Annotated in this window: 15 protein-coding genes; 1 reads left to right on the forward strand and 14 read right to left on the reverse strand. The window is 42.3% G+C overall.

Features of this window, described 5'->3' with window-relative positions:
- The first annotated feature begins 29 nt into the window (after window positions 1-29).
- Window positions 30-1,052, forward strand: coding sequence for a LacI family DNA-binding transcriptional regulator (locus ACY3XC_RS21940; protein WP_464870449.1), 1,023 nt, complete (start codon window positions 30-32; stop codon window positions 1,050-1,052).
- Window positions 1,053-1,164: 112 nt separating this feature from the next.
- On the opposite strand, the gene ebgA is transcribed toward ACY3XC_RS21940, so the two are convergent.
- From ebgA to ACY3XC_RS22010, 14 genes are all read right to left on the reverse strand, one after another.
- Window positions 1,165-4,374 carry a beta-galactosidase subunit alpha gene (gene ebgA, locus ACY3XC_RS21945; RefSeq protein WP_464870450.1) on the reverse strand — a complete coding sequence of 1,070 codons (3,210 nt, stop codon included), beginning with the start codon at window positions 4,372-4,374 and terminating at the stop codon, window positions 1,165-1,167.
- Between the two features lie 572 nt (window positions 4,375-4,946).
- On the reverse strand, window positions 4,947-5,537 hold the full coding sequence (locus tag ACY3XC_RS21950; RefSeq protein ID WP_464870451.1) for a sulfatase/phosphatase domain-containing protein: 591 nt from the start codon (window positions 5,535-5,537) through the stop codon (window positions 4,947-4,949).
- Entirely contained in the window at window positions 5,534-6,391 is an 858-nt protein-coding gene (locus ACY3XC_RS21955) for a sulfatase-like hydrolase/transferase (protein ID WP_464870452.1), read from the reverse strand. Before ACY3XC_RS21955 ends, ACY3XC_RS21950 begins: the two co-directional genes overlap by 4 nt.
- Before the next feature lie 43 nt (window positions 6,392-6,434).
- Window positions 6,435-7,691, reverse strand: coding sequence for an anaerobic sulfatase maturase (locus ACY3XC_RS21960; protein WP_464870453.1), 1,257 nt, complete (start codon window positions 7,689-7,691; stop codon window positions 6,435-6,437).
- Window positions 7,627-7,809 carry a hypothetical protein gene (locus ACY3XC_RS21965; protein ID WP_464870454.1) on the reverse strand — a complete coding sequence of 61 codons (183 nt, stop codon included), beginning with the start codon at window positions 7,807-7,809 and terminating at the stop codon, window positions 7,627-7,629. Before ACY3XC_RS21965 ends, ACY3XC_RS21960 begins: the two co-directional genes overlap by 65 nt.
- 78 nt (window positions 7,810-7,887) lie before the next feature.
- The gene (locus ACY3XC_RS21970) at window positions 7,888-8,751 is read right to left on the reverse strand and encodes an ROK family protein (RefSeq protein WP_464870455.1); all 864 of its coding nucleotides are present in this window, start codon (window positions 8,749-8,751) and stop codon (window positions 7,888-7,890) included.
- Between the two features lie 107 nt (window positions 8,752-8,858).
- Entirely contained in the window at window positions 8,859-10,181 is a 1,323-nt protein-coding gene (locus ACY3XC_RS21975) for a glycoside hydrolase family 125 protein (protein ID WP_464870456.1), read from the reverse strand.
- 1 nt (window position 10,182) lies between these two features.
- Window positions 10,183-12,891: an alpha-mannosidase gene (locus ACY3XC_RS21980; protein WP_464870457.1), complete on the reverse strand. Its 2,709-nt coding sequence runs from the start codon at window positions 12,889-12,891 to the stop codon at window positions 10,183-10,185.
- Window positions 12,892-12,906: 15 nt separating this feature from the next.
- Complete coding sequence (locus tag ACY3XC_RS21985) at window positions 12,907-16,170, reverse strand: glycoside hydrolase family 2 TIM barrel-domain containing protein (protein WP_464870458.1); 3,264 nt, start codon at window positions 16,168-16,170, stop codon at window positions 12,907-12,909.
- 69 nt (window positions 16,171-16,239) lie between these two features.
- Complete coding sequence (locus tag ACY3XC_RS21990) at window positions 16,240-17,751, reverse strand: sulfatase-like hydrolase/transferase (protein WP_464870459.1); 1,512 nt, start codon at window positions 17,749-17,751, stop codon at window positions 16,240-16,242.
- 121 nt (window positions 17,752-17,872) lie between these two features.
- A complete protein-coding gene (locus ACY3XC_RS21995; protein WP_464870460.1) occupies window positions 17,873-18,751 on the reverse strand; it encodes a sugar phosphate isomerase/epimerase family protein in 879 nt (292 codons plus the stop codon).
- A complete protein-coding gene (locus ACY3XC_RS22000; protein ID WP_464870461.1) occupies window positions 18,735-19,628 on the reverse strand; it encodes a sugar phosphate isomerase/epimerase family protein in 894 nt (297 codons plus the stop codon). The genes ACY3XC_RS21995 and ACY3XC_RS22000 overlap by 17 nt, the downstream gene beginning before the upstream one ends.
- Window position 19,629: 1 nt before the next feature.
- Window positions 19,630-22,725: a beta-galactosidase gene (locus ACY3XC_RS22005; RefSeq protein WP_464870462.1), complete on the reverse strand. Its 3,096-nt coding sequence runs from the start codon at window positions 22,723-22,725 to the stop codon at window positions 19,630-19,632.
- A gap of 12 nt (window positions 22,726-22,737) precedes the next feature.
- Window positions 22,738-23,766, reverse strand: a complete 1,029-nt coding sequence (locus tag ACY3XC_RS22010; protein ID WP_464870463.1) for a family 20 glycosylhydrolase — start codon at window positions 23,764-23,766, stop codon at window positions 22,738-22,740.
- Between the last annotated feature and the right edge of the window lie 2 nt (window positions 23,767-23,768).

The following is a 23,768-nucleotide window of genomic DNA, read 5'->3' on the forward strand; positions in this document are numbered from 1 at the left end:
GAAAGTTTCATTTAATAGGGGGATTACAATTGGTAACAATTTATGATATAGCAAAAAAAGCCAATGTCTCTGCTATGACCGTCTCAAGAGTGATTAATCAATCTGATAAAATCAGTGAACAAACCAGGAAAAAAGTTGAGGCGGTTATTAAAGAATTGAATTATATACCAAACAGTTCAGCAAGAAGTCTTGTCTCAAAAAAGACGAAAATTTTATCGTTAATGATTACAGATATTTCGAATCCGTTTTTTACAAGTGTCGCGCGTGGTGCAGAAGACAAAGCCCTACAAATGGGTTATCAACTGTTGCTTTGTAACAGTGATGAAAATATTGAAAAAGAATCAAAATATATTGATATGCTTATATCAACAGGATCAGACGGTGTTCTGCTGGCTCCGGCGAGCGACTCTTCGAAAAAAAACATCCGTAAGCTGACAAAACACAATATACCGTTTGTATTAATCGATCGCTATATCGAGGATCTGAGGTGTGATCAAGTTCTGAGTGATAATGAAACCACCACCCGAAAGTTAATGGAACATCTAATTGAGCAAGGACATAGAAGAATTGCCATCATTAATGGTCCATTAGATGTTGCCACTTCTAGGGAACGTCATCAAGCGTATTGCGATACTCTTCAGTTACATGGGTTGCCGATTAATCAAAAGTGGATTCACCAAAGTCCTTTATTTCAGGATAGCGATGTTTCCAGTAAGATTAAAAAGCTCATTGATTTGCCTATCAGCGAGCGCCCGACAGCAATTTTCGCTACCAGTAACTTTTTGGGTTTAAATACAGTAAAAGCGCTAAAAAAGTACAACATAAAAATCCCTGAAGATATGGCTGTCGTTTGTTATGATGGAGTTCCTAATTATACGGAGAATGAACTTTTTCTCACAGCTGCCGAGCAGCCTTCCTATAATTTTGGTTATATGGGAACGCAAATGCTTATTGAAAGAATTGAAAAAACAAGCCCAGAAAATCCAAGGAAAATTGTACTTCCTGCAGAATTGCATATACGAGCATCTTCCCTTTATGAAATCAGAAAATAGCCTAGTATAAAAGCGTAAGTGACAGCCACTTACGCTTTATTCATGCTAATAAATCATTATTTTTCTTACGTTACGCAGCATGTTCTTCTAACGAACATGCTGCGTCATTCCTCTATACTACAGGAACACCGCTTTCCTTCTTGCTATACTTTGCTCGTAACGACTTGCTAATTTCCACTTGCGAATTCTCGTCAATGGAAAATGGCATAAAGCGAACAGCAAATTGGAACTCTTTATGTTTTAAGCGATAGTGTTCCGTCACATCTGGTCCGCAGCTGGCAGATCCGAGACCATGCTGCTGATGATCAAGGTTCAATGTAATAAAATCCTGCTTGATTAAATCATAGGTATGTTGAGCTTGATCCATGTTTTCCGTTGTATAATAGTGGGCACTGAAATCAAGCGTTGGCTCACCTGCTGCCACAAGGCCTATGCCGCCAGCATTTGTTAGCGATACCCAGCGAACCTCATGGCGATTTCCATTCTCCTGTGGAAAAATATATGGAGTGTATAGCTCTTCCACTTTTTTAGCATAAACACCTACGCGATTAGCCTCTCTGCTGTCACTATAGGCTTCGCCCGGTCCTCGTCCATACCAGGACACAGCATCTAAAGCAACCGGCAGCTTCATTTGCAAGCCAAGACGCGGGTAAGTTTCCGGTCCATTTCCTTCAGGGCTGCCTTTTACATCGATTGATAGCTCACCATTGCTATGTATCGTATACGTATACGTGACGTTAATTCCCCAAGCTAAAATTGGCGGGGCAATCCGAACGCTGGAAGTGATGACAACCTTATCGCCCGCTGTTTGCTGCCACTCGACCCCATTGACACGGTGCTGAAGCCAATGTAAGCCATATCGTTTCCAGTCAGCCGCCGAACGGTGATCATTGTCAATTAAAGCACGCCATAATTGAAGCTTTGGTCCTTCTTCCAATAGATTAACTCCTCGATAAGAAAAAGAATTCAGTTTTCCAAAAACGAGATCAAACTCAACTTGGAAATCTTCTCTTTGAACCAACAGCTTGTTATTCCATTCCTGACAATCCAGGTGCTGATGAAGAGAGTCAACCACTTTCCTTTCAACACTGCTTGTGACAGGTAATTCAAACTGCGCCCAAGCAATTTCATGCCCTATTTTTGCCCATAGCGTATCAGCGGCCAACGTAAATTGAAGGTTTAACCAATAATCCGTTTCCGGCTGGATTAGCTCTGGAAGCTTATACGGAATTGTCAGCGTCATCGTTTCGCCTGGTGCCACATCAGGAGCTGGCATCACGCCCTGATCTATAAGCTTGCCATCTGCCTCGACCGACCACGACAAGTTCAAATGATCTAAGGAAATAAAATCATAACGGTTCTTGATCACCACGTTACCGGTTTTCAAATCCACAGCTTCTACATGAACAGGTTCAATGACTTTTTTATACTCGATTAACCCCGGAGACGGTGTTCGATCAGGCATCACAAGCCCGTCAACCACAAAATTATAATCATTTGGCTTATCACCGAAATCGCCGCCGTAAGCGTAGTATTCCTCGCCTTCTTCTGTAAATTGGCGGATTCCATGATCACACCATTCCCAGACAAAACCACCTTGTAAACGTTTGTATTGGTAAAATAGATCCCAATACTCTTTAATGCCGCCAGGACCATTCCCCATCGCATGGATATATTCACAGAGAATATGCGGCTTGTTCAAATCCGTTCTTTGCCCCAACTGTTCCATTATCTCAATTGATGTGTACATTGTTGTATGCACATCGGAAACAGCTGGATCCCTTTTTGGATTATCGTCGTCTTGCATCATAATGCTTCTAACTTCACCTTCATAGTGAACAAGGCGTGTCGGATCATTTTCTTTAATCCATTTGCCCATTGCTTCATGGTTACATCCAAAGCCTGATTCATTTCCTAATGACCACATGATAACCGAAGGGTGGTTCTTATCGCGGGCAACCATCCGTTTAGCTCGATCGATATAAGCCTCTTCCCACTCAGGATCATCACTTAACTTGCCCCGATCACTATTCGCCTTTACCCAATCAGGATTATTACCTAGTAGAGCATTACCGGTATGTTCGAAGCCATGGGTTTCTAAGTCCGCTTCATCGATGACATAAAGACCATACACATCACATAGATCATAGAATCTCGGATCATTTGGATAATGGGCTGTCCTGACCGCATTGATATTATGCTGTTTCATCAGGATGACATCCTTCTCCATTGCCTCGAGTGGCACGGCCCGTCCTAGATCTGGATGAGAGTCATGACGATTGACACCCTTGAATTTAATGGCTTCACCATTTATCAGGATAACACCATCCTTCAATTCGATTGAACGGAATCCAGTTTTATTTGGAATTACCTCGATCACATTCCCTGCAGCATCCTTTAACGTAATCAATAAATGGTACAAATACGGATGATCCGCGGACCACTTTTCAGGATTTTCTACTGGAATGTCGATGGCAACGCTAACGAATTCATTTTTCGGCAGAAGCACCTTCTGTGAATTTCCTGTCACCAAAGTCCCGTCTTGATTAAGAAGGCGGTATTCAAGCTGGTAATTTTCCAACACTTGACTGGTGCCATTTTCAATGACTGTATTAACGGAAAGAGTCCCATTTTGATACTGTTCATCAAGGTTGGTGGTGACGAAAAAGTCTTGAATATAGACTCTTGGTTTTGCTACTAAATACACATCTCTGAAGATCCCGCTTAACCACCACATATCCTGGTCTTCTAAGTAAGTGCCATCCGACCATTGATAGACTTGAAGTGCTAACGTATTTTCTCCCTCATGGATATAAGGGGTAATATCAAATTCAGCTGGAATTCGGCTGCCCTGGCTATAGCCGACCTCCTGACCATTGACCCACAGATGAAACGCACTGTCTACACCCTCAAAATGCAAGATGATTTTTTGCTGCAGCCAATGAGCGGGGATATAAAAATTCCTGCGATAAGAGCCAGTTGGATTTTCCGTCGGTACATACGGCGGATCCACCGGAAACGGGTACACAACATTGGTATAATGAGGCTTTCCATAGCCATTCATCTGCCAATGGGAAGGAACGACGAGATCATCCCAGTCACTCACATCAAAATGATCTTGATGAAAATTCTCTGGAGCGAGTGCCGGATTTTCAGCATAATGAAACTTCCAGCTTCCATTTAACAGTTTAAATCCTTTGGAATTTCCTCTATCATATGTTAAAGCAGAACGTTCGTCGGAAAACGATAGAAAATACGCCCGTTCAGCCAATCTGTTTTTATGCAGTACAGCAATGTTTTCCCAATCATTTCTCTTAATCATTCAAAATACCTCCAAAAAATTCTTTTTTGAATAATGATATTTTCTTACGTTTACAACCTTCTGAAAACCCTTTCAACTACTCCTCCAAAGAATAGCATCATATTTCAATAGATTTATTGAAATTTCAGCTTTTGTTAAAATAGTTCTATTATTCATAAAAAAAGTCTTATCTCTTTTTGTGTTATCAATAACAAAATTTTAACATTTTAATCTTTTATGTCAATTCAAAACCTTATAAAAAATAATAGAACTCAGGCGAGTTCTTTGACTGTCGAGAAAAGGTACTTTTTCTCGGAATTATTTATTTTTATGTGCATTGAAGACAAATCGTTTGAGCCATCAGTCTAATTAGTCCTCAATACAGGGGCTTGGGGACAAATCGCATGAGAACCGAACACCCATTTGTCCTCAATACAGGGGCTTGAGGACGAATCGCATGAGAACCGAGCAAGGATTTGTCCTCAATACATCAATCGCACTAGCCCCTCTTTAAACCATTGTCAAAATCAAGAAATAAAGGCTGTCGAGACTTTCTCGACAGCCTGAGAACTCGGTCGAGTTCTACTATTTACTTATCTAGTATTCAACAAAGCTTTCGGCTGACAACCTATCATTAATCGAGTTCCGTCACTGTATCCTTCCTCTCTTCCTTCTAGTTCATGAACGAGAATATCTCTCAGGTATGCTGCCTTATCTGAATACCGATCATCCTGAATTAAGTTATGAATTTCTTTTGGATCATTTACTAGATCAAAATACTGTTCGACACCTGTTTGCGAGTACCATATATATTTCTCTTTGCCGTTTACGATATAATGATGAGATAAATCCCCATATGCATGCTCTCCATGGAGGTAAGGTCTCCATTCCGTCTCCATTCCTTTTGCGAGCGGAATAACACTTTTTCCCTCTACCGTTTCAGGTACCTTCGCATCCGCTGCCTCTAATAAAGTCGGCATTATATCACGCAATTCAATAATTTTGTCACAGGTTGTACCCTTTTGGATTCCAAGCTGATTTCCGGGGTCAGAAAGAATAAATGGGATTTTCGCACTCCCTTCATATGCCAGTGATTTAGCTAAAAAATGATGATCCCCCAGCAGTTCCCCATGGTCAGAAACAAACAAAATGACTGTATTATGATAAACCTGATATTCAATCATGGACTGAATAAACGGCCAATTTGATCATCAAGATGCGCTATTAATGCATAATAAGCTGCCCGGGCACGTCTAAGGCGCTGTTCCGGAACTACGCCTCTTCTTGTTGTAGGGAGCAGTCCTAATCCTGCCTCATCTTTAGCCGCCCATGTTCCAATCACCGGCTCATCTATCTCTTTACTCATATAGTAATCTAAATAGGCTGGTGGCGGATCAAACGGTGGATGCGGGCGGACAAATGACATTTTTAAGAAAAATGGTTTTCTTGGATCTCTGCGTCTCAGAAAATCAATTGATTGGGTAACAACCCAATTCGTTGGATGATACTCCTCCGGCAAATGCCAAGGACGGCTCATACCAGACGCATTACAATCCAAACCAATATCCGTTAAATCTCGATGACCGCCAAGCCGCTCTCTGAGCCAAGGTAAATAGTCATCCGTTTGTTCAAACGACTCTTGGTATGGTGTGTTTTTAAAACGATTATGGTGCAAATAACCATCATGTAAAATGACATTGTGAAAACCACATAAATTCCTCGATGGATACACATGCATTTTCCCGACACATTGTGTATGGTAGCCAGCAAGACTCATTTCCTCCGGCAGCATATGTGAGTAATCCCATGGGACTCGCTCTTGATACCCTACCCGTCCCGTTGAACGCTGTGATATACCTGTTAATACAGCAGCACGTGCGGGGACACATGTCGGCGTTGCACTGTAAGCATTTCCAAACGTAACACCTTCCGCTGCTAATTGATCTAGATTGGGCGTTTCAACGATTGGATGACCCGCAGAGCTTAAACAATCAAATCTCATTTGATCAACCATGATCAATAAAACATTGGGCTTCATTTCTATCCTCCACCTTAACCTTCTATTGAACCAGCAATTTTCATTAGTCACTCAGGTCTGCACAGCACTGTTTGTATTTTCTCCCGCTGCCGCACGGACATGGATCATTCCTCTTTGGAGATTTCCCTTTAAAATAACGTGCCACATTTTGCTGGAACAAGTCCGCCCTAACTGTATCCACAAGCTGCTTCATCCGTTCATCTGCATACCTGTAAATTTGCTTGTAACTCGAACAAAAATAGTCAACCTCTGATGTCGAACGATCAGCACTCCATTTCCGATTACGAGGGCATCCTCCATGGCAGAGCTTCTTCCATTCGCACGTTTTGCAAGGCTCCGGTAAGGTTGGCTTCATTTTTAGGAAGGTATCATATAATGGGTGGGATAATAGTTTATCAATCGAATCTGTTCCGACATTACCAATCTTCCATTCTGGATGAATAAAAAAGTCACAAGGGAAGGCGTCCCCATTTTGTTCTAGAATAATTGTTTGCGGGCATGAAGCCATATGGATACAGGAACCGGCCTCCCGGTTCACATAAACAGAAAGCATTTCATCAAAGAATCGTATCGAAGTCCTTGGTTCGCCATCGTTATACCAATAATCAAAGGCTTCACAAAGGAAGGAGCCGTACTCTTCCGGTGTAATATCGTAAACACCGGGACGGTTAACCTCTTGAGCGCGAAAGTCCATACATGGGATAAACTGAACAAAACCGAACCCCTCAGATTCAAAAAATTTCATCATCTCTGCTGCTTTCCCAACATTCCCCTTGTGCACGACCGTTAAAATATTAAAATCTACCCCATGCCTACGCAGATATCCGATTCCCTTCATAACCCGGTCAAAGCTGCCCTGCCCTCGGGAATCCACTCTTCGGGCATCATGAATTTTCTTTGGTCCATCCAAACTGACTCCAACTAAAAATTGATACTGTTTTAAAAAAAACGCCAATTTATCAGTTAGTAACGTTCCATTGGTTTGCAGTGAGTTGGAAATGATGGTATTCTTCGGTGCGTATTTAGCTTGAAGGGAAACCACTTCCTCGAAAAAATCAAGCCCGGCTAATAACGGTTCTCCCCCTTGCCAGGCAAAGGAAGCAACCCCATTTGACCTCTCCATATATTCCTTAATAAATTTATCTAAAATCTTAGAATCAATTCGATTAATTTTCTTCCCTGGTTTTCCGCCACAAGTGCTGTAATAACAATAATCACAAGCTAAATTACAATCCTCAGATACCGTCTTCCACATCACGCTTATATTTCGATGTTCTGTCGTCAAGCAGCCAATGCTCATTAGATCCATCCCTTATCCCGATAAGCTGAAAAGCCCTGACATTGACATTAGGGCTGCAGTTAAATTCAATTTTCCCTATAGTTTTTGTTTCATATTCAACTAGATTATTTACAATCATGATGATTGCTCCTTTTTGGTCCTGGAATTCCCCCGATTATGTGAAGGAAGTACCATAATACAGGCTGATAAACAAACCTTACAATTCATTTAATGCCTGTCGGGCAAGCAATAGAGAGCCTGTGATTCCGGCATTATCCCCCAATCCAGGACTTACAATATAATTTTCTAGTTCAGGTAGAGTAACGTAATCATTCAATAACTCTTTCAAATTGCTGTAGATAGAATCGAAGACCTGCTGTTGATGCATGACACCGCCTCCGAGGATAATCTTCTTTGGCGAAAGGATGAGCACATAGTGCATCAGTGCCTGAGCAAGATAATAGCCTTCCATTTCCCAAACTTCATTTCGGTCAATAAGGTCGACACCCTTCGCTCCCCAGCGTGCTTCAATTGCCGGACCAGCCGCCAGACCTTCTAAGCAATCACTGTGGTATGGACACTTTCCTTGATAGTCATCTTCCGGGTGCCGCCTTACCAGAATATGCCCCATTTCAGGATGAGACAATCCTTGAAGCAGCTGCCCCTGAACAAGCGCTCCTGCTCCAATACCGGTTCCAACCGTTATGTACAAGCAGCTATCCAGTCCTTTGGCCGCTCCTAAAGTGGCTTCACCGAGAGCCGCTGCATTTACATCTGTATTAAAACCGACTGGAATGGCAAATGCACCCTGAATGGTTTGAACAAACGGATAATCCTTCCACCCTGGTTTTGGTGTAGAAGTGATAAATCCATAGGTAGGGCTTTCCCTGTTTACATCAACTGGACCAAAGGATCCAATCGCAATTGCTTTGACAGGATATTGCTTAAAAAACTCGATTACCTTTGGTATGGTTTCTTCAGGAATAGTTGTAGGAATCTGTTCGCGTGCAAAAATTGCACCTGTTTCATCCCCAACGGCACAAACAAACTTTGTACCACCAGCTTCAATCGCTCCTAACATTTTTATATCTCCCCTTCAAAAATGGAACATTGCTCCCATTATGTTAGCCTCGATATTGACAGGCTTCAACAGAGATATCTATTGTTGAAGCCTTCTATAATAGCTTCTTACGCTTTATTTTTCATAAGCTGGTAATAAAGTGGACTTCCTTTAACCGCTTTTCCAGTAAGAGCTAATACAAATTCGCTAAACATCGTGTTGGCCCAAGCAAACCAATCCCTTGTAAATTCTTCAGGAGAATCGGCATTAAAGCCTTCGTGCATAAATTTAGTTCCGCCGTCCGTATTTTTAAAATATGACAAGATCTTTTGCTGCTCCGCTGCGTCAGTTGTTGTCATCCCTTGAATCGCAAGAGCAATATGCCAAATATAATGATCAGGGGTATGCGGACTGCCGATTCCCTTCGCATATTTTCCTTCATAATAATACGGATTATCTCTGCTTAAAAGGAATGAACGAGTATTTACATACGTCGAATCATCAAATGGGAGATACCCTAAATATGGAGCCGCAAGCAAGCTTGGAACATTGGCGTCATCCATCAAATTGACGCGCCCTTCGCCATCGGTTTCATAGACATACATGTCACCGTAAATAGGATGGTCAAACTTCGCATATTGTTCAACCCCTTTTTGAATCTCAGCACGGAGCTTTACGCATTCCTCTTTTAATGATGTATTGTGTAGAACTTCCTCGGATATTTCAGCTGCATAACCTAAAATGACAACCGCAAACATATTTGCCGGTACAAGGTATCCATAGGTGCAGGCATCATCACTCGGCCGGAAAGCACTCCATGTCATTCCCATTGGAACAACACGCCCTCCTTTACCATCGCGGATTAACGTATCCGACTGACGGCAATCAGAACGCTCGAAGCGATAAGGAGATCGTTTTTCATGATCCTGCTCGGTCCGCCAAACTGTGATTATCGTTTCAATGACATTTTGAAACGTTTCATCAAGATGCGTGGTACGTCCTGTCGATTTCCAGAATAAATACGCTAACTGGACAGGGTAGCAAAGAGAGTCAATCTCGTATTTCCGCTCCCAAATATGTGGTGTCATCTCTGTAAGGTCGGTTTGATACCCATGGCCATTTGCACTTTCATTAAAGGCATTGGCATAAGGATCATGCAAGATAAAAGCAAATTGCTGGCGGATAACCCCTTCCAGTAAATCAGCCATTTCTTGATCCTCCTCAGCAGCAAGCAAATATGGTCTTACCTGTGCGGCTGAGTCCCGCAGCCACATCGCTGGAATGTCCCCAGTAATCACGAACGTTTTTCCATCTTCTTGTTTTTTCATCGTTGTTTCGTACGTATTAACAAAGCATTGTTCAAACATTTGCTGGAGTTTTTCGTCATGAGGAAAAAATTCCTTCACATGATTAATTAGCTTTTTTAAAGATTGAGGGATCGTAACTGTCATTTTATTCTCTCCAATCACTTTTTTGGAAACCAAGTGTAATAATTTCGTGACCTTCTACTTTATATTGCTCCTGTGATTCTTCCGTTTTTTCCTCTAGAATCGTACTTTTATAGGATGTCTGATTCATAGGAATATAAGCCTTCAGAAAATCGCTTTTTCCTGCCGGGTTAAACCAGCGGATCATTACATCATCCTGCTCCTCTGCCACCTTCATCGACGACCATACAAGAGCTCCCTGCTCGGAAGTAACAAACTGATAAGAGCTCGGCAGTGTGCCTTCATGACAATCGGTTTGTACTGTGTAAAGAGGTACTTTAAATTGATACGCCTCAACGAAGGCCTTTGACGTAATAACATCCTTTTCATGGGGTATAACAAGCCATTCTGCCGTCTGGATTCCTAAGCATTGCGCTTCCGGAGTCGGGAAGTATCCCCAATCCCCAAGTTCAGCAACCGAACGGAGTACTGTTATCGCAATCGTTCCATCCTCTGGCAAAATTTCATATTCTTGCAGACCATCGGTGGCAACCGTCAGCCCCACCTTTTCATCTGCTAAGCTGGCAAATCGCTGCAGATGGTGACAAAAACTAGGATTCTTCCATTCCTTTTCCGGTGTATTTGGACGATTCACAATCTCAAATACACTGTCTGCTTGATGAGTTTCTGTTTTTAACCCCGTTGGGAATAGGACACGGAGACGGTGATCATTTGCTTGATTGTCGATATTGAGCTTGAAGGCTGGTCCTTTCATTCCTTTTTCAAGCGTAACGATGGTCTTAAGAGAAATCGCGATCGTTTCACTTGATCTTCCCGCTTGTCTGTTCGTATACCAAATCATTTTATGGCGTTCTGTGGCGAAACGGTCGTCTGCAGAAACCGGAATCGTTAACGTATGTTCAAACTCTAGAACTGTTCGCAGTGCACTTCTTTCCACGAATGTAAATTCCGCAGGAACACCTTTTGTCGTGATTGGTGCAAGCCCAGCTGCTTCCTTGAACATATATTCATTTCCGATATCCCCTGTATCCTCGTAAATTCCGAGACCTTGGAAGGTTTGACCTGTTTCCTTAGAAGTCAAATCATACGTACCATCCTCATGGAACAAGAGATGGACAAATTCATTTTCCATTTCAACAGCTTCAGCCTGAGACTGCACCTTTGGTTGTTCTAACGCCTGCTCATCAGGAACGAAATAGAAAGTCTTATATCCGAAGGCAGGAATATCTTCCACATAGAATGATAGCGTCGCTCTTTTCGCATAGTACGGCTGGCGGAATTTATCATCTGGTAAATCGTAGCCAAATTCCACCTTCGTGTTCTCGAACTGAAATTCGCAAACTTTCCCTTGGTCATCAATTAGCTTGTATCCAGGCAGTTCTTTTTCTTCTAAATAGGCTGGAATTTTCCCTAACGGCATTTCTGAAAAATATACTTTTTCAAGATCAACCATTTTCGTGACAACCTCGTTTTTGTTCCATCCTGTTGTATTCATAACGATAAGCGGAATACCGCCATCCGAAGTCTTAGAAGTATCAACCGCCGCTGCAAGCTCTGCTGCCTGTTCTTTTACGAATACCTCACCCATATGAATGACACTTTCAAAGCGTGTGACCATTTCACGGTGAACCTCATCGACACTGCAGCCACAGATGCTGTCATGTGGATGATTTTTCATCAGTGATTTCCACATAAACCGGATATATTCCCGCGGATACGTTCCATTTGCTAAGAAGCCAAATGCTGCAAGCGGTTCTGCGATTTTTTCCAATAATGTTTGGCAGCGATGATTCCATTGCTTTAAGTAAATACGTGCTGACGCCGTATTAACGAGAGTGGACCAGCCGTCTGTCCGCTGATTCCGTAATTCGCCTTTAATGACCTGCAGCTTATCGGGCAGATTCTGTTTTAGTGCTTCTGTATATTCGTCAAAGCTGGAATGTTTGAAGTTGTAATCTGGATAAAGGGCAGCCGCTGTTTCGATGGCTGCTGGAATTGTTTTTTGCAGCGGCTGGTGATCACAGCCATTCATGAATAACAATTGATTGGTCGATGCATATTTTTCAGCATCTTGAAGCTTTCGATCCCAGAACACTTTCGCCTCCTCTTCATCAACAGGAATCTCATTGCCGTTTGAATACCAATTGGCAAATAATATCCCTACTACACTAGAGCCATCAGGCGATTTCCAGATCATTTCGGAAAATGGTGATTCAAATCCAGGTGAGTCTGAAACTGTATTATTAAAGCCAGTCGGTTTTACTCCTCTTCCGAAGGCCGCTGTATCAATACCCGCTTGCTTTAAAAGCTGGGGCGCCTGCCCGTATATACCGAAAGTATCAGGGAAATAACCAATTTTTGAAGCATGCCCATAGGCTTTTGTATCATTCAGGCCAATGAGTAAGTTCCGGACATTGGCTTCAGAGCTGGTTAAAAAAGCATCCTGCAATACATACCACGGTCCAATATAAAGCTTTTTCTCTTCAATTAATTGTTGAATGATGTCACGTTTTTCCGGATGAACCGCAAAATAATCTTCTAGAAGTACGGTTTGGCCATCCAGATGAAAGGATTGAAACGCATTTCCTTCCTTTTGAAACTGATTAATCAGTTCATTTATAAGCTTAATAAAGTAATAGCGATGTTTTTCAAAAGGCAAATACCACTCTCTGTCCCAATGGGAATGGGAGATAATATGGGCTGTCTTTTTCAAGCGACTTCCCCTCCTCTATTTATTCGTTGGAACGCTTTTTCCATCAACGTTCATTTCAATCCTTGGTTCCGTTCTTACTTTTGGCCATTTCGAGAATACTTTGATTTCGGTGATGGCTATCCCTTTGCCTGTTTGTGCAGTCATCTCTACTCTTATTGCCGAGGTTTTTACGTTGTCAAAAGTATACTCGTTAGCCTGATCTAGAGCTGGAAATTCTGGTTTACTCTTTAAGTTGGATACATCCTTCCAGCTATCTCCTAATTTATACTGAATTTTTAAGGATGCTGGATACGATGTAACGGAATCAGCGAACCAGTGAATTTCCATATGATCGATATTATATTCCGTTGGTTCATAGTCTCCAAAGGTAATAGAAACCCAGTCACCTGAACGGGGAACAGGATGCCAGTTCGTCCAGCGATTGTGCGGGACAGCTTCATAGGAGATGACATCATCATTGATTGCTTCAACTCTGTCATTCGAACCAGGCTCTTTGTTCGTGTATGAAGCTTTAGCCTTCGGATATTCATAGCCATTTTTTGCACGGCTGATATTCTGTTTGCCAAAGGCCTCATCGGTTACCCTAATCGTGGCGACCGCTTTCAGCTCTACGCCCTTTACTACGCCTTTAACCTTAAACTCACCCACATGTTCAAGGTCATCTTGCAGAAGTTCCTCCCAATTTACTTCAACAAATTCTTCCGTCTCATCACTATAATAAACCGTGACTTTATTGGGCAGCACAGGCATTTGCTTGAGCAGCACATCCGCCGAAACGTTTTCAATCGCAGTGGCACTTTTCTCGACAACCTTTTCCTCCGCATTAATCGTTGTCCCTGTACCTTTCGTAAACACCGCTGCCTCAGTCACATCGATCCAGAAGGCAACATTGTTATCAACGTCATCTGGAGCTAGGGTAAAAATCTTTTCAGACCCGCTTGCGAGTCCGTCAGCAGAAGCATTGATGGTGATATCTCCAGGAAGCTTATTTGATTGGATAATTGCTAACGCTTTTCCGTTAAAAGCCTTGCGGTCCTTACCCTTGAATCTCTCTACACTCGATGCGTTTCCATTGTCAACACCGGCTAATTCGCCCTGGCCAAATACGTTGAACGTAATCAAATGATTGGCATTTGGGACGGCAATCCCTTTACTGTCAACGATTTCCGCCGTAATAAAAGATAAATCTGTTCCGTTCGCACTAATCTCCCTGCGGTCTGCTGTCAATCTGACAGCTGCCGGTTCACCAGCGGTTATTACTTGATCACAAGCAATCTCATTGCCATTTTCGTCCTTGGCTAGTGCAGCTAATGTACCTGCTTTAAATGGAATGGCCCACTCAAGATAGGTTTTTCCATCCTTCGTTTCCTTGTATGGAGCACCCCATGAAGTCTTTTTATTCTCATATCTCCGCTCACCTACTGATTCTCCATTTAGAAAAAGTTCTACCGTATGGGCATTGGTATAAGCCAGGACACGGACCATATCCCCCTCCGACCAGTTCCAATGCGGCAGTAAGTGCACCATAGGTTCATTTTTCCATTGGCTTTGATAATAGTAGAAGATATCCTTAGGAAAACCGGCTGTATCGACAGCACCGAAATAGGAGCTTTTTGCCGGATAAGAATTGTAGTAAGGAGTCGGCTCGCCAATATAATCAAAGCCGGTCCAAATAAATTGCCCAGCAATATGCTTTAGATCACGGTCGTATTTCCAGGCATCCTCCGTCGTACGGCCCCAGGCAACATAATCATTGTCGTAGGAGGATTGCTGCAAGTCCTCGTACTTTGTGCTTTGATTATCCTGAAATGCATGGGTGTAAACACCGCGTGAACGAGTTGCCGATGATGTTTCTGATCCATATAACTTCCAGCTTGGATTCTGTTGGTGGTAGCCCGCATAATTGTTCTCGCTATAATTTAGTCCGACAATATCAACGATATTAAAAATTTCGTTAATGTAATGATCGATTGGTGTGATATTTACCTTATCTCCCCGTGTTTTATCCTCCCCAATCGTCGTCGGCCGTGTTGTATCTATTTCCTTGACCCATCGGACCAAATTACGCGCTATTTCCACACCGTCAGCACTTGTCGTATCATAGATTTCATTTCCAATGGACCACATAATAATGGCCGGCTCGTTTTTGCCCCGGTCGACCATTTCCTTAATGTCATGCTCTGCCCAGACAGTAAAAAACCGTCCATAATCATATTCCTTCTTCGACAATGCCCAGCAGTCAAAGGCCTCTTCCACAATCAATAAACCTAAGTTATTGGCAGCTTCAAGCAGCTCCGGTGATGCAGGGTTATGTGTGACCCTGATCGCATTGACACCCATATCCTTCATAATCTTCATTTGTCTTTCCACGGCTCTCGCATTTGTGGCAGCACCCAGGCCCCCAAAATCATGATGCATACATACACCATGAAGCTTCATATACTTTCCATTTAGTGAAAATCCTTCGTTCTCATCAAATGTAAAATATCTTGCACCAAAATGAGTTTCATATGTATCCACAGTTTCACCGCCAACCAGGACCTCAGTAACAAGCTTGTACCGGTAGGGATGTTCAATGCTCCAAAGCGTTGGCTGCCCAATGAATGCGTTGGCTTCAAAAGTAATGGTTACGCCCGCTGCCGCTGTTTTTCCCTCTGACTTCACTGTTGACACTGCTGCTCCTTCTGCATCATAAATCGTCGACTTTACTTGAATCTTGGCTGATTCACCCGACTCATTACTAACCTTCGTTTTGATATTGATATCGGCCCTTCCCTCAGCATATGAAGCTTCCAAATTCGGTGTCGTGATAAAGGTTCCGTACCTTGCAACATGAACCGGGTTTTTCACGGTGAAATGCACATTTCGGTAGATGCCGCTACCAGAATACCAGCGGCTCGAGGGCTGGGTATTGTTAACCTTAACAATAAGGACGTTCACCCTGCCGTCAAAATAGAGTTTTTCACTAACGTCATAAGAAAAGGCATTATAGCCAAAAGGATAGGTCCCTAACATTTCCCCATTTAAATAGGTGGTGCTGTTCATATAGACCCCATCAAAATTGATAGAAATACGTTTTCCCTTTACTGATTCTGGCACAATAAAGGTTTTTCGGTACCAGCCGATTCCGCCATCCAAATAGCCTCCCTCATGTGTTACAAGTGAATATTTGTTAAAATCTAACTCAATACTCCAGTCATGCGGCAGATTCAATTGCCGCCAGGAAGAATCATCAAATTCAGGTTTCTGCGCTCCAGCAATACTGCCACTGGTTTCCAACTTAAAACGCCAATTCTCGTTAAAATTAATCTGTCTCTCCCCCTCATATAGAAAAAGCTTTCGAAATCATTATGCCCCAGAGATTCTTGGCATCCACATTGGCTCTTTTTTAAGCTCTGCCCAAATATAATGTAACAATAACTGCTCTCGAAGATCACGATACTGAGGATCATTCCATAAATTTTGAATCTCTTGCGGGTCCTCTTGCAAATCAAATAATTCGCCGTGGGTTTCGTTACAATATAAGGTGATTTTATACCGTTCCCCAATAAATGTTCTTTGGTGAACTTTTGTCGGCTGGGTGCGATATTCGCAGATCACATGATCCCTTGCCATTACTTTCTTATCCGACCAAACTTCTTTTTGATCAACTCCAGTCATTTTCCGCGGGATGGGAATTCCTGAATAGCTTAAAAAGGTAGGGGCTAGGTCAACAAGCGACTGCATTGAATCACTAATTTGACCTACGGGCACATTACCTGGATAACGAACGATAAACGGAAGTTTTACCAAATCTTCATAGTGAAAACCTCCCTTATCATGGAGTCCGTGCTGTCCGAAAAAATGTCCATGATCGGTTGTAAACACAACAATTGTCTTTTCCGTCAGCCCTAATTCATCTAATTTATCGAGAATTTTGCCAATGTATTTATCAAGCATACTAATCATTCCGTAATAAACTGCCATGTTCTGTTTGGCTTCAGTTTCGGAAATGTGCACATGAGAACGAAAACCGATATTTCCAATTTCACCTTCCACATAGCCAGAAAAATCCGGATTCTTTTCTTGTGTCAATTGAAAATGTGGAGGGTTATTCTCATGTTCTCCAGGTACAACTTTTGGGACAGTTAATTTTTCAGGATTGTACATTGTGTCCCACGGCTCCGGTACAAGGTATGGCGGATGAGGATCGAAAAAGCTGGTCCATAAGAAAAAGTTTTCATTATTATCTCTGTAGTTTTCGAGTGCAGCATTCGAACGCTCAGCAATCCAGGTATTATAATGATATTCTTCCGGTATCGGCCATTTATAGCGAATTGAAGGATCCATCGTCCCAGTGGGAGGTAAAAAGTAGTCTTTCCAATTTTCACAGCCCTTTTCTTCCATCCATAACGCATAATGCTGGCCTGCATGGGCTTCATTCACATGGTTCCGCGCTAATTCCACATGATCAAAGCCATAAAACGGTCCGTTAAAATTCCTCCAAAACTCTAAATCTTGCATTATAGGATAGGATTCCAACGATGAATATTCATCGTTGGATGTTAAAGGCTGGAAGTGAGCCTTTCCAATCAGAGCCGTCTGATAACCTCCATCCTTTAATTCATCACCAAGTGTCCGAACATCTTCAGGCAGTTTCGTACCTAACGACCATGCCCCATGCTGGCTGGGATACATCCCAGTAATAATCGATGACCTGCTAGGTGTACAAGTAGGGTTTGGACAATAAGCCCTCGAAAATGTGGTACCCTCCTGAACCAAACGGTCCAAATTGGGAGTTGAAATCTCATTATTAAACGCACCTAGTGTATTCCAATGCTGCTGATCAGTTGTTATCAGCAATATATTAGGGCTGCTCATTGACTTGTCTCCCTTACTATGAATTATCGAATTCTTTTAAAACACTGCTAGTAATTCAATAGAATAGGGCCGGACTATTTTTCGTCCTGCCCTTCTATTTCTGTTATAGTTTTTTCTTTACCTATTTAAAAGTTCGGATATACTTTATGGCCTCATCAATATCATAAACAGGGTTCGTCCCAACTTCCCTTTCTATTGTTAAGTACCCATTGTAACCAATCGATTGTAGTGCAGCGAAGTAATTTACAAAATCCACTTTCCCCTCACCTAACGGCAGCTCGCGGAAATATTCCCCTTCGGTCACCATCTTGGCAATTTGTTCATGATCCACTCCGCCGCCGTAGCCAAGCGCACCATATACATCACGCGGATCTACTGGCTTATATCGGACCCCATCTTTCACATGAGTGTGGACGATGTAATCCTTCAGCAGTTTTACACCTTCAACAGGATCATCTCCCGTGACCATGACCATATTCGCTGGATCAAAATTGACGGAGACACCATTTGTGCTCAATGTATCTAAAAACGTTTTCAATCTCAATGAAGTTTCCGGACCTGTTTCAATCGCAAAGTAAGCATTTAAGCTTTTGGCATATACCCCTAATTCGTCACATGCCTTTTGCATCGACTCATACACACGAGTGGCAGGATCCTCCGGAATAATCCCAATATGCGTAGTAACAATATCCGTTCCTAATTCAACGGCCAAATCTAGGATTCTCTTTGATTTCTCGATTTTTTGCAGATTCATTTCCGAATCCTGAAATCCATGTCCTCCAAGATCGCCGCATAGAGCAGATATTTCTAACCCTATTGAAGAGATATAATCTTTTAATTCCTTCCTTGCTGCAGAAGTTAAATTTTCAGGAGCCATCTCTCCATCCACCGCATAAATTTGGACACCGTCTGCTCCCAGCTCCTTAGCCATTTTTAACCCTTCACGAAGCGGCAGCCGAAGACTGTCCACAATAATTCCGATTTTATTTGATAGTTTCATAAACTCTCACCTCATCCCAAAGTCTTTTTACATTTTCCATCCCAATCTTCGTACCAACCTGACAATCTTCCATACCTTCAAATTCGACGGTAAGATAGCCGTCATATCCTGATTCCTTTACAAGCTTCACGAGTTCACGGATATTTAAATCTCCATGTCCAACAATCGCGCCGCGCATATAATTGCCATTTACCGTACGGAACCACTCCCCGCCGCCTGGATTCTCATAATAAGGACGAATATAAAAATCTTTAAAATGAACGGTAGCAGCATAGCCAATATTTTTCTTCACTCCCACAAGTGGATCTTCATCAGCACAAAGGAAATTCCCTACATCCACCGTACTTTTAAAATTTGCTCGGTCGACAGCATGAATCACCCGCTGGACTCTGTCACTTGATTGCACATTGAATCCGTGGTTTTCGATTGTAGTTGTGATTCCAAATTGGGCGGCATAGTCTGCAAGCAATTGACTGCCTCGCACCATTTGCTCAAAATGCTTTTCAAAATGATGAATCGTCATTTCTTCTGGTTCAAGACGAAACGCAGTAACATCATGGCGCATGATTTTGATTCCCATCCGATTGACGATGTCTACATGCTGCTTAAGGCGCTCCACTTCCGCTTGGAACGCTTCCTCAGTCGGCTGAATAAAATTAGCTGGCAATGAATACCCAGATAGTTCGATTCCGACTGCTTTTGCTTTTTCCCTGATTTGGTCGGCCAATTCTGGCTGATCGACAACCGTAAACCCATAAGGCACAAGCTCAAGGTGCTCACCGCCATTATCGGCCACCCATTGTACGACATCTAAAATATCCAGTTTCCCAGCATTAATATCATTTAATAGACTATAAGAACTAATTCCAACTTTCATTTTAAAACACTCCTTTTACCTGCATATTTTCTATTTTCACTTCATCCTCACGGTATGTACCAATAATTTCTCCCGTTTTGGCAGTAGCGAATAAAACACTTCTTTCAGATTCTAGTAAAAACTTGTACGTCTGGTCTGTTCTAGGATCGGTAATCTTCACATTCGTATTAACGCCAAATTCAGAAACAAAGATAAACAAGCTGCCATTCTCAAATTCTAGTTTCCGGCCATAAACACCTGGAACATCCCCTTCATGCCAGATTAAATGCTCCGAAACACCAGCAAGATTTAAGCTATATTGATACAATTCACGAATGGACTTATTTCTTTCATTCAATTCAACGGGAAGCGGGGACCAGATAATTTTTCCTTTTCCACAGTTATACTCCTTCACTTCTAAAATACCTGCTTCGGAGACTTCCTTAACCACTTCCGCAATCCGTTTATCACCAAATGAAAATGGCAGGGTCATGTTATCAACCACTAGTTGTTCTTCGCGAAGAACATTTACAAGTTTGGTCGGACCCGCTATTTCTTCCATCCGATCGGTTTCGTTCCAGTATTCATCAAGACTCATAGGTCCAGTAAAAAGCAACGTAACATCGTGAGTTTTCACAAATTCTAGCAGTTCCGCTAAAGCCTCTGATTGAAAGTTATGTGGACTTGGAACCATAATCACCTTTGGAGGTTCTCCAGCTAAGCTCGATAGATCATATTCACTTAACGCCCTGAATGGCTGGTTAAGTGAGTAGGCTAATATCCTCGTTAATTTCGTTGTTGCATCAAAAGCAAGCCTGCGATTGGAAAAATCATTGGAATATGGAAAAATCACCACAATCTCTTCAAGCTTTCGTTTTTCAAATAAATGATTAACTTCCTTTATAAAACTGCCAAAATCATAAGAAACATTGGTTTCCGGCTTTTCGGTCCCATCGGCACGAAGCGCCCCAATATTCGATTCATTAATATTGTTCATGAAATAATTGGTATTCCAGAGCCATTGAACCGCACCCGCACTTCCGGAAGCGAAGGCATAGGCATACTTTCTTTCCAGAATATTACGCAGCTCTTCCTCGGAGCGTTTCGCTTGGTTATTTGGCTTTTCTACATACATGATCCCGGTTTCCGAAATTAAATTTGGTTTATCAAACGTCTTGGTAAAAATGCCATCCCAAAGTAAATTATCCATTGACCACCAGGTATGATTGGTTGTGTAATCAACCGCTTCTCCATAAAAGAAGGGAGATGGCCGCTGACCCATCAATGCTTCATCCTGGCCGACCGTGACTAACTGATCTTTTGCCAGGTACTTAATCGTCCCGGATAGTTTGCGAATCCACTCATTATGCTTATCCATCGTATATAACGTGTAATCTAACCATTTCAATCCTCTTTTGCCGGCAGCCATATCTTGAATATGGGTATTAATTTCCCTAATTTGCGGCGGCCTTACATGATCAAATGACGGCAGCTCATTCGGTGTCAGATTCCAGCGTTCTTGAAGCTCAGCAATATCACGATGTCTTGCCTTTAACCACTTCCTATACTCACTCGCATCAAAGTGGTCTAGAAGCGTCCTTGGTCCAGCAAATGTTTGCTTAGGGTCAAACAGAGACGGTTCATTGATTAAATCCCAATGAACATTTGTAGTTGTCTTGTGTCTAGTAACAATCGCAGTAATAAATCGTTTCTGCGCCTCGACACTTCTTGGATCAAGATAAGGGTTTTTCCCTTCCCATTCCTCCGGTGTAAACGAGAAAAAGTTAAACGTTAATTCGATGTCATATTGTTTCGCGGTAAGTACAAAAGCATCAATTGCTCTTAAAATACTCTCTTCCATATGGCCGTCCACAAACATTATGTTCCGCCATGCCGTCCAGATTCCTGTCCTGACATAATTGATGCCGGCTGCTTTCATCGCAGAAAAATCTTTATTCCAGACACTTGGATTAGGAAGGAACAGAAAATACCGGGCAACATCTGAGGTCATGTAGGTCATGCCAACCACCGGGAAAGGCTGATTATTTTTCAAAAAATAATCTCTGTCGCAGACAAGCGGCTGTCCGCTTTCAAGCAGCGCTTCATCCTTAAACCAAAAACCTTGATGTATGACTCGTTCTACTCCAAAATCACTCGTTACTCTAAAGGTTAGTTCATAAAAGCCAGGCTCAAATTCCTTTTTATTTAAATAGATTTTCTGGATACACAGCTCTTTCGTAATCGAAATTTCTAAGCTATGTTTCTCAAGGGAGCTCCCTTCCTTTGAGAGAGTCAGATGTAAACTCCAATTCGATTGTTCTTGAAGTAATGACTGTGCTTGAAAAGTAAGGATAGGGACCTCAAACTGCTCATACGCGGCGTAATTGGTTTTCAGCCATAGCTCTGTCACACCTCTAGAAGCGAAATCCGCTAACTTCAGTAAGAAACGGCAGCCCTTATCATTCCAAAACTCACTGGAAAACAACTGATTAATAAATACCCATCTGCCGCCGGTAAACGTCCCCTTATAGTTTTCGATTAAAACCGCCGGGGCCGCAACCTCCCGCCCGCCCTTCGAAATCCCCTTCAATAAAGGGTATATTCGGGCATCCATTGGACCAACCGAACCCATTTCGTGTTCTATCGACGACGACTTCGTTGGATGAAGAATAAAATTGGCTGTATCCTGAACTGTAAATAGTTCCTCATACTCTTTAAAAACAGGAAATTCATTATGATGAATCAATTTCTCGATTGGTTTTCCATCAACCTTTAACACTTCATGAATATTAAGCTCAGCATGGTAAGCGGTTTGCTCCCGCTCGGGGATCCATTCGTCATTTACTAGATTGCATGGCTTTCTAAAAGGGGCACCGCCTATCCCGACAAACCCTTTCCCCTCTTTTAAATAAGAGGTTAGAGAACCCCAAGCGTTTTTTGGAAAATAGGATCCGTGTAAATGAATGAAACATTCTATTCCACTACTAAGAGTACTTTTTAACTCAGCAGCATTGATAATAGAAGCCTGCTCTTCCCATTTTTCCAGTATCTCTTTTGATGGCCTTTGTCCGTCAAAAGGGAGGGCTTCATCATAAAATATCACAACTTTTGAGACCAAGATTCATCCTCCTTATTGAAGCTCTTTCGTGACGAAATCGAGAGTGCGATAAAGCTCATCTAATACTTCTAAATCTTCACCTCTATTAAAAGAGGAAGAAGTCATGCTGATAAATTTTGCAAACTCTTCTTGACCCCAGCCATTCCAGGAGGTAACAGCCATCCCAAGCATTCCTTCCGGTTTAGTGGATTGATTTGCCTGCTCCTTGCTGGCTTGTAGAAAATCGAGGGCCGCTTCTGTTTTATACCAGCAGGATGGAATCACCAAAAATCCCTTTTCTAGAAAAATACCAATCGAAGGATAGGAATCTAGTTTATCGTAATGCCAATCCATCAAAACAATATCATTTGGAATTTTGGATATCGCTTGATGAGTGCCGAACGTATCTCCTTCCCATTGGTTGTAACCGGTTGCCTCGCTGTCATTGAAGCGGTCAGCCCACATAAACATCTGAACCCCGCGTTCTTTTACTAGATATCCATGGAGATCATTGACGGCTTTTGCAAATAGCTCTGCCCGGTTCTTCCCCTTACAGCGCGGGCACTTATCATCTGCAATCGCATACACTTCATCCATACCGACATGGAAGGCATCCGCTTCAAAAGCATCGATTAACTCTCCTAGGAGATCAAAAGCAAGAGCATTTACCTCAGGGTGTAACGGGCACCAGCTTCTGCAGAAAAAGTCAGGCCATTTTGCATCTAATGGAATATGGGGAGTTTCATCAAATTCAGGATAGGCTTTTAACAGGGTATTCGGCGCCCCTCCCCAGCCTTGATGGCCCAAGCATTGAAACAAAGGGATGACACGAATACCATGTTGCTTGCAAACGGCAGCGACTTCCTTGGCATCCTGTTTCGTAAGTGTTCCTCCAGTAACCTCTGGATGTTTCTCAAATACAAACGAAGTGTTGCACTCAATGATTAAGTGATTAATGCCCTTTGGTGCTAAGACTTTTTCAATAAACTGTATGAATGGTTCGACAAGTTCATGTGATCCAAAACGCAGATGAAACGCTTTTACAGGTTCAGTGTTCTTCACTC

The organism is Bacillus sp. CZDM1, assembly GCF_055502545.1.

Bases quoted from the DNA above. Each gene is read 5' to 3' on its own strand.
- ACY3XC_RS22000 (WP_464870461.1), bottom strand. From the start codon at position 19,628: ATGAAAGTTGGAATTAGTTCTTATAGTCTATTAAATGATATTAATGCT.
- ACY3XC_RS21970 (WP_464870455.1), bottom strand. From the start codon at position 8,751: ATGTTAGGAGCGATTGAAGCTGGTGGTACAAAGTTTGTTTGTGCCGTT.
- ACY3XC_RS21990 (WP_464870459.1), bottom strand. From the start codon at position 17,751: ATGAGCAGCCCTAATATATTGCTGATAACAACTGATCAGCAGCATTGG.
- ACY3XC_RS21955 (WP_464870452.1), bottom strand. From the start codon at position 6,391: ATGAAGCCCAATGTTTTATTGATCATGGTTGATCAAATGAGATTTGAT.
- ACY3XC_RS21975 (WP_464870456.1), bottom strand. From the start codon at position 10,181: ATGACAGTTACGATCCCTCAATCTTTAAAAAAGCTAATTAATCATGTG.
- ebgA (WP_464870450.1), bottom strand. From the start codon at position 4,374: ATGATTAAGAGAAATGATTGGGAAAACATTGCTGTACTGCATAAAAAC.
- ACY3XC_RS21995 (WP_464870460.1), bottom strand. From the start codon at position 18,751: ATGAAACTATCAAATAAAATCGGAATTATTGTGGACAGTCTTCGGCTG.
- ACY3XC_RS21950 (WP_464870451.1), bottom strand. From the start codon at position 5,537: ATGATTGAATATCAGGTTTATCATAATACAGTCATTTTGTTTGTTTCT.
- ACY3XC_RS21965 (WP_464870454.1), bottom strand. From the start codon at position 7,809: ATGATTGTAAATAATCTAGTTGAATATGAAACAAAAACTATAGGGAAA.
- ACY3XC_RS21960 (WP_464870453.1), bottom strand. From the start codon at position 7,691: ATGAGCATTGGCTGCTTGACGACAGAACATCGAAATATAAGCGTGATG.